Source organism: Methanobrevibacter sp. (assembly GCF_045603845.1).
Classification (GTDB): domain Archaea; phylum Methanobacteriota; class Methanobacteria; order Methanobacteriales; family Methanobacteriaceae; genus Methanocatella.
In genome coordinates this window covers 1-7,531 of sequence record NZ_JAZUMY010000061.1, presented here as the reverse complement: position 1 = coordinate 7,531, position 7,531 = coordinate 1, and the positions used below count along the sequence as shown (strand labels likewise).

Here is a 7,531-nt window from a genome sequence, read left to right as displayed (position 1 = left end):
TGCACATCCTGGAGTGGGCAGTATTATAAACAGTGTTTTTGACACGCCGTCATAAGTTAAATCATCGTTATACCAGCTTGCTCCAACTTGTTCTGGAGTTTTAGGATCTTTTCTTTCGAAAGCCCGTTTTCTAATATCTTTGCATAAATTTTCAATTTCCATTATAATATATTATTGTAATATGCTATAATTAAAAATTTTCATTGAAAATAAGTTGGTTAATAAGTTGTGTATAATGCTTTAAAAAAATAAAAAAAAGAAAGAGTAAGCAAGTTTAGAAACTTGCAATTACGTCTCCTAATAATTTAATGGATTCTTCTACGTTTTTACCAACAGGAGAACCTGCTACGTATTGAGTTACACCCATTTCAGCTAAGCCTTCAATTTTTGGATTGTACTCATCTGGTGTACCACATACTGAGAATGCGTCTAATGCTTCGTCAGTTACAGCACCGATAGCTCCACCGAAGTCACCTTTAGCTAAGAATTCACCCATTTGGGTGTTGAATCCTTCAGGTAATCCGTGTCTTTCGATAACTGGAGGTGGTGAACCTGCTGCGATAAATGCAACTACGATTTTAGCTGCGTTTTTAGCTGCGTCAGAGTCTGCACCGATGGAAGTTGCAGTGTATGCACCTACATCGAATTCTTTGTCTCCACCAGCTGCTTAAGTCGGATCGTAGCCATGTCGTTCTGTGAGCCAAGGAGTTGTAGCTAAGTGTTGTCTTCCTAAGACCGCTTGGCCTCCGACTTCTATCGGTGCTGTAACTGACGAAGCATTAGACGCATTCTCAGTATGTGGTACTCCTGATGAGTTCATTCCAAAAATTGAAGGCTTAGCTGAAATGGGTGTAACTCAATACGTAGCAGGTTCCCCTGTTGGTAAAAACGTAGAAGAATCCATTAAATTATTAGGAGACGTAATTGCAAGTTTCTAAACTTGCTTACTCTTTCTTTTTTATTTTTTTAAAACACGTATACACAACTTAATAACAAAACTGTTTTTTAACAATAATTTTTAATTATAGCATATTACAATAATATATTATAATGGAAATTGAAAATTTATGCAAAGATATTAGAAAAAGGGCTTTCGAAAGAAAAGATCCGAAAACTCCAGAACAAGTTGGAGCAAGCTGGTATAACGATGATTTAACTTATGACGGCGTGTCAAAAACACTGTTTATAATACTGCCCACTCCAGGATGTGCATGGGCATTAGGGGACAGCGGCGGATGTACAATGTGCAGTTATGTTTCAGACTGTACACTAGAACCTATCGACAGTGATACAATAATCAGAATATTTAATGACCATCTATCCCGTTTTGATATTGAAAGTGAAGACAGGATAGCCGTTAAACTATTCGCATCAGGCAGTTTTTTAAATCCATATGAACTTCCAACTGATGCCCGTGATGAAATCCTAACAACATTAGCCAATATGGATAACGTGGCCGAAATTATCGTAGAGTCAAGACCGGAATATGTTAAAGAGGAATATCTGGATGATATTTTCAGGATTATCGGCGACAGATTATTTGAAGTGAGTATCGGTCTTGAAACATCCAATGACAATACCCGTTTAAATAAAATCAATAAGGGATTTACATTAAGTGATTTTGAAGATGCAGTGAAAACCATGCAAAAGCTGAGAGATGAAAAAGGCTACAATCTCAAATCCAAAGCATATGTTTTTGTAAAGCCTATTCTTGTCAGTGAAAGTGAAGCAATAGCAGAAGCAATTGAAACTGCACGACATTGTGAATCTATCGGTGTAGACAGATTATCATTCTGCCCTGCAACAATACATGGCGGAACGGTCATCGAACGATTCTGGAGAAAAGGGGCATATCAGCCACCATGGATTTGGAGCTGTATTGAAATCATTAATACAGTCAGAAGCGAAATCAGCATACCTGCTCTTCTTGACACCTCAGGATTCGGTTCAAGGCGTGGTCCATACAACTGTAAAAAATGCAATAAAGATTTAAAACATAAGATTATAGACTGCAATTTAACTCAAAGCATTGTAGAGCACGACTGTGAATGTAAAGACGAATGGTTAGCTGAAGTCAAAAATGCCAATATGAACCAATCAAAAGTTAAAATCAAACACATACCATTATATTGAAATAATAATAACTCAATAATTATTAAGTGGAGGAATTAAATGAAAAATAAAATTGTTAGTTTGCTGGCTATTATTCTGGGAATAATGATTATTTCCTTTCCTATTCTTGGAGTTATAACAACTAGCGCAATACTTGGATTATCCGTTTTATTCATATCAATATATGCATTAATAACAGGTATTGCAATAATAGATTACAATACTCCAGGATCAGTGCTTGATATTGCTTTAGGAGTTATTCTTCTTATAATCAGTATCGGATTAATATTTAACCCGGCATTATTTGGCTTTTTAGCTGAAATAACCTTGTATCTTGCAGGTATAATATTGATTATTGCTGGTGTTGTTTCATTAGTAAATAACCGTAATTCAAAATATGGATTTTATATTGGAATTGCTGGAATCATATTGGGTGTATGTTATATTATTATTGGAACTTATATTGCAAACCCAATTATCTTAGGTACATTAATTGGAATATGGTTAGTAATAAGCGGAGTAATGAGATCATTAAATTAATCTCCTAATTTCTTTTTTTGGTGTTTATCTTGATATGTATAAGTGCAGATTTCGATCCTGTCCATAAAGGACATGAGAAGTTAATCAGTGAAGCTCGTAAAATCGCAGACAACGAATCTAAAAAGCTTGTTGTATATTTAAATAAAGGATTTAGTGCAAATCATGCTCCATTTTTTGTGGATTTTGATGCGAGAAGTGAAATGGCTCTGGCATTGGGTGCTGATGAAGTCAGATCTTTTGAAGGCCTGCATCATAGACTGGTTTTATCATATAGCGTTCCGATAAGACTTCAGCAAATGATTGATGATGGTGCCAGTGACTATATTACCTCAGCAAGCATTTCTTTAGATGAAATAGCTAAAAAAGCTCAAAAATTTATCGATGAAGGCAATTTTGTTGGAATGCCCAAAAACTACACAAACAGGAATGAAATCAGATGGTATGCATTAAACGAATTTTTAGGTTCAAAATTAAAATTCCATATTGTAAAAGAGCTTAACAAAGATAAATATTCCGGACGACTGATAAGACAATCAATTATTGACAACGATTATACAATAACATCCGAAATAAAAAAATTGCTTCCAAAATCAACTGTTGAGATACTTGAAAGAGAAATAGATAATAACAATATTGATTTGGGCCGCAACTGGACAGATATTTACAAAAGAATGAATACATACTCAAGGGGAAACCTATCCAAAATAGCTTATCTGAATGGTGAGACAATAAATCAGATAATTAAAAAGAGAGTCTATTCAAATCCAGAATCCGTATGGGCGGCATTTAGAAGGTCCGATTACGGTCCTGTTATGACACGCCTTGCAATCAGTTCAATAGAGATGGATGTTACAAAACAGGAAGTTATGGATTTGATGAGAAGTTATGAATCCAAAGGAGTTATCCCTGAAATGCAAAAAGTGTCAAAAGTAATTGAAAGGGCATGGTATGTTGCAGGCAAAACCAATGAAGGGATGAGCGCCCGTGAAGCCAACAATAATTTCAGACAGGGAAATGTTGATGTTTCGGATGCCCCTTTATCCATTGATGCCGGACTGAATCTTACTCGTTTTGAAACTAAAATCATGAAAGAAGGATTGAATGCTGATTTATATGTTGATAAAAACAATAAGATATCAGTTCAACTTAAAAGTGAAGGTAAAAAAATCAAAACGAATTTAAGATTGCCTGCCCGTGAAGTTACCTATTTAAGATATATTTTGGATTCCCATTTTATTCCTGTTAGCGGAAAGACTAAAAAGGATAAAAAAGGATTCAAAATCAATGTTAAAATTGCTTAAGTTTATTCAAAGCTGTTTTAACCATTTCTAATTCATCACTATCATAATATTGTAAGATTTCTTCAAGCTCTTCTGATTTTCTTTTAGATGATTTTAATGTATTGTTTATTCTGGACAACGCTTTTTGCTTAAAATCATCCCCTTCAGTTAATGATAAGACCTCAAAGAATTCATCTTCCAGACCTGAGCTTTTAGCCAGATTATAGCTTTCAATCAGCAATACGCTAAGTGATTTTGTATATGTGCTTCTAAGCATTTTCAAGTTTGAAGCATCTCCAATCCTATCCGAAATTATTTTTACGTTTAAAAATTCATTTAAAAAAAGTAATTTGTCAGCATTCTCACCTGACAGATATAATACAGGATTATCCGAATCGATTTTTCCGATGATTGCACCATCAACAAAGTTATTGACCAGAGCATTTATTTCATCAGTTGTTTTCGGAGATATGTTGTTTAAATCCAGATAAATGGCATCTGTATTACCATATTTTTTTGCCACATCAACAGCCTGTGCAGGAGAATTTGCCGAAATTATAATATCTGCATTTTCAATGGCTTGATTGAATGATTCAACAACTTCAACATTTGATTGACTGATTAATTCAATAGTATTTTTTGACCTGTCCTGCGTGGACGTGATGAATTTAACATTAGGGGATTGAATCAGTTTTACCATGTTGTATGAAACCTTTCCAAATCCAATTAAAGCAATATTCATAAAATCACATTATTTATTCAAAAGCAGCATGTCATGCAAGTTTACACCAATATCTCTGGAAATTGTACCGCATTTGGCACAAAGCAAAAAGTAAATATCTTTATTGGATAAGTCTATCTCAGTCAGTCCTTCATAATTTCCCATTCCCTTAGAGATTATGAATTCATGACGGTTGAAGATTTCCCTGAATTCATCTGAAATTTCACTGTCAACATAACCTACAGTGCCCGCACCGATTTCTACAATTTCCCCATATTCATCCAGGCCTGCGGCAATTGCATCTTCCATGCATGCATCGTTTAATATAGGAAAAGATTTGACTGCTATGGTAATATTGATTCCATATTCTTTAATCTTAGACAACAAAAGCTTATCAAAAACTATTTCTCCCGTGTTATCCACCAGATATAACACTTCATCATGTTTATTCAGTGAATTTTCAAAGTTTTCTATATCCTTAATTGTCAAATCTTTCTGAAGGGAATCTTTAATGAATGATTCTATATCATCATCCAAAGTAAAAGCACCGAAATCCAGAATATTGCCGACAATAGCTATTTTAACACGATTCTCCAGTGAATCGTCATCATCCAAAATCTTTTGAGCAGTTGGCAGATATTTTAGTGCGATTTCATTGCCCAATTTCTTTTCATTGATATAGGGATCATAACATCCTGTTTTTTCTTTTATAAGATTGTGAATATAGGAACCTATTTTATTTGAGTTAGTTCCCTTTTTGAAAGTTTGGGAAAGAAATTTGAAAACATCATTCATTATTTCCATTTTCAAATCATCATCATCCGTTGCTAAATCCATAGCTTCACGGGTTTGCCTTAAAAAGCATGCGCCGCATTCGTAACTGATTTTCAACTAACCACCATATATAATTTGAATCAATTGTATTTCATCGCCGTCTTCTATAACTGTATCATCTATTGCCAGCTCGCCATTTTGTTTTGATACAACTGTTTGGGCAGATAAACCCATTTCTAAAATCAAATCCTTAATGGTATAATTGGAGTTGGGGATTTCTTTTTGCTCTGATTTATCTTTATATTTCAATGTAAATGTCATTCAATCACCAGTTAATTCCTCTATAAATGAACAGGCTTTACATAACCTATTGGCTGCAGGTTCACCGCATTTTTCACATCTTCCATGAGAATAGTCTTTTTTAAAGTCGTCTTTAAGTGCATTTTTAATTTTGTCATAACCCCTTAGAGTTGAATATTTGATAGTCGGGTGTGACTCGCTTAATTGGTTGATGACTTCAGAAACTTCACCTCTGAAAGACTGCTGTGCATAGGGACAGCCTGCAAAGTGAACTTCCAGTTCTTTGGCAACAACATACAATCCTATTTCACGTTCAGGAATTTCTCTCAATGGCTTGATTTTAACAGTGAATTCTTCAGCCTCAGATTCCGTTTTTGCACCTAGTTTTGTGAGATTATCAGTATTGCCTTCAAGATAATTCATCATTATTGCCTGAACCTCATCATCCAAGTTATGTCCCGTGGCAATTTTAGTGGCGCCCATCTCACGAGCGGTCTTATTAATTATTGTTCTTCTAAAGACTCCGCAATATGAGCAGGACCCTTTATGATTGGGCTTTTCCATTATCTCATCCAAAGTAATTCCATAGGAATCCTTCAGTGAAACGATTTTATGTTCTATACCCAATCTTTCAGCATGGCGAATAGCTATATCAACACCATCCTGGCGATAGTTATCTATTCCCTCATCAACGGTCACTGCACATAAATCAATAACATTCATTTCACGAAAAGAGTTTAAGATTTCCAAAGTAGTTACACTATCCTTTCCTCCTGAAAGTGCAACTAAAACTTTATCTCCTTTATCCAATAACTTTTCTTTTCTAACGGTTTTAATAACTTTCTTTTCAATAGACTCTATAAAACAGTCTTTACATAAATACTGACCGGACTGTTCCTTTTTAATAATAACATTAGGATTACCGCATTTGGTACAATCCATACTCTCACCTACATCTGCTCTACAAACTGAGCTAATTGATTAAGTGTATTAACTTCAAAAACCTGTGCTCCTGCATCCTCATAAAGGGAAACACAGCTGTCCACAATATCCCATTTCATCCTATCCTCAGGGTTTAAAATAACAACTTTTTTGGAATCGCGAACCATTTCCTCAACCAGATGAACGCTTGCCGGAATTCCGTTTTGTTTAGGCCCGGCCCAGTCCCTGCAATCAGACAATATGATTACATAAGATTTATTGCTGAGATTCGCTTTTTCCCTGAACGCTTTAAAGGCAGAATACATGTCAGAGGTTCCATGAACCATCATGTTCTTTACCCTTAAATCCTTAACTTTTACAAATGAATCAATCAGATATTCCTCTTTTAAAGCATCTGTCGTTTCAATAACCTTATTGTCAAACTCGAATGTTCTTGAATGCTTAAAAGCAGTCTGCGCTGAAAACATCAGCATGAAAAACCAGCTACTGATCCATTCGCATGAACCGCTGATATCATTTAAAAACAGATGCTCATTCTTATGAGGCCTTGGTTTAGCCTTGACCAATTCCATTGGAACACCGCCATACTTCAAATTTGCGCGTATGGTTTTTCTCATGTCAATTTTATTTGAAGATGTCCTTACTTTACGTCTTGAACGCTTATTGGCTATTCTTCTACCTAACCTTTGACATATTTCAAGCATTCTTGGGTCGAATCTGTTAAGTTTGGTCAAGTCCTTGTTCATCAGTTCCCCATCACGTTCAAGTTCCTTAACTTCATCGAGCAAAGGCTGGCCTGAAAGCATCTTCAATTTTTCATTGCTCATCCTTGCTTCATGAACCTTTTTATATGTATTGTTCT

Annotated in this window: 8 protein-coding genes and 3 pseudogenes; 4 read left to right on the top strand and 7 right to left on the bottom strand. The window is 35.1% G+C overall.

Going from position 1 to position 7,531, the window contains the following annotated elements:
- Together ACKI2W_RS05350 and ACKI2W_RS05345 are read right to left on the bottom strand one after the other, a co-directional pair.
- Nucleotides 1-162, bottom strand: a pseudogene (locus ACKI2W_RS05350) (TIGR01210 family radical SAM protein); the annotation flags it as partial.
- 112 nt (nucleotides 163-274) lie between these two features.
- Nucleotides 275-649, bottom strand: a pseudogene (locus tag ACKI2W_RS05345) (LLM class flavin-dependent oxidoreductase); the annotation flags it as partial.
- Between the two features lie 103 nt (nucleotides 650-752).
- On the opposite strand from ACKI2W_RS05345, the pseudogene ACKI2W_RS05340 reads away from it, so the two are divergent.
- The 4 genes and pseudogenes from ACKI2W_RS05340 to ACKI2W_RS05325 form a co-directional block, all read left to right on the top strand.
- A pseudogene (locus ACKI2W_RS05340) lies at nucleotides 753-938 on the top strand (5,10-methylenetetrahydromethanopterin reductase); the annotation flags it as partial.
- A gap of 112 nt (nucleotides 939-1,050) precedes the next feature.
- On the top strand, nucleotides 1,051-2,133 hold the full coding sequence (locus ACKI2W_RS05335) for an archaeosine biosynthesis radical SAM protein RaSEA (protein WP_407379979.1): 1,083 nt from the start codon (nucleotides 1,051-1,053) through the stop codon (nucleotides 2,131-2,133).
- Between the two features lie 39 nt (nucleotides 2,134-2,172).
- Nucleotides 2,173-2,652, top strand: coding sequence for a DUF308 domain-containing protein (locus ACKI2W_RS05330; RefSeq protein ID WP_407379977.1), 480 nt, complete (start codon nucleotides 2,173-2,175; stop codon nucleotides 2,650-2,652).
- A gap of 20 nt (nucleotides 2,653-2,672) precedes the next feature.
- A complete protein-coding gene (locus ACKI2W_RS05325) occupies nucleotides 2,673-3,953 on the top strand; it encodes a cytidyltransferase (protein ID WP_407379975.1) in 1,281 nt (426 codons plus the stop codon).
- Here the strand turns inward: ACKI2W_RS05325 and ACKI2W_RS05320 are convergent.
- The 5 genes from ACKI2W_RS05320 to ACKI2W_RS05300 form a co-directional block, all read right to left on the bottom strand.
- On the bottom strand, nucleotides 3,940-4,674 hold the full coding sequence (locus tag ACKI2W_RS05320) for an NAD(P)-binding domain-containing protein (RefSeq protein WP_407379973.1): 735 nt from the start codon (nucleotides 4,672-4,674) through the stop codon (nucleotides 3,940-3,942). The genes ACKI2W_RS05325 and ACKI2W_RS05320 overlap by 14 nt on opposite strands.
- A gap of 9 nt (nucleotides 4,675-4,683) precedes the next feature.
- Nucleotides 4,684-5,544: a damage-control phosphatase ARMT1 family protein gene (locus tag ACKI2W_RS05315; RefSeq protein WP_407379972.1), complete on the bottom strand. Its 861-nt coding sequence runs from the start codon at nucleotides 5,542-5,544 to the stop codon at nucleotides 4,684-4,686.
- Nucleotides 5,545-5,748 (bottom strand): MoaD/ThiS family protein, encoded by a 204-nt coding sequence (locus ACKI2W_RS05310; protein WP_407379970.1) that lies wholly within the window; start codon nucleotides 5,746-5,748, stop codon nucleotides 5,545-5,547.
- Nucleotides 5,749-6,669: a TIGR00269 family protein gene (locus ACKI2W_RS05305; protein ID WP_407379968.1), complete on the bottom strand. Its 921-nt coding sequence runs from the start codon at nucleotides 6,667-6,669 to the stop codon at nucleotides 5,749-5,751. It lies immediately after the preceding gene.
- An 8-nt stretch (nucleotides 6,670-6,677) separates the two neighbouring features.
- Nucleotides 6,678-7,531: vWA domain-containing protein (locus ACKI2W_RS05300; protein ID WP_407379966.1), on the bottom strand; the 854-nt coding region annotated here is incomplete at its 5' end.

Bases quoted from the DNA above. Each gene is read 5' to 3' on its own strand.
- ACKI2W_RS05310 (WP_407379970.1), bottom strand. From the start codon at position 5,748: ATGACATTTACATTGAAATATAAAGATAAATCAGAGCAAAAAGAAATC.
- ACKI2W_RS05330 (WP_407379977.1), top strand. From the start codon at position 2,173: ATGAAAAATAAAATTGTTAGTTTGCTGGCTATTATTCTGGGAATAATG.
- ACKI2W_RS05305 (WP_407379968.1), bottom strand. From the start codon at position 6,669: ATGGATTGTACCAAATGCGGTAATCCTAATGTTATTATTAAAAAGGAA.
- ACKI2W_RS05335 (WP_407379979.1), top strand. From the start codon at position 1,051: ATGGAAATTGAAAATTTATGCAAAGATATTAGAAAAAGGGCTTTCGAA.
- ACKI2W_RS05320 (WP_407379973.1), bottom strand. From the start codon at position 4,674: ATGAATATTGCTTTAATTGGATTTGGAAAGGTTTCATACAACATGGTA.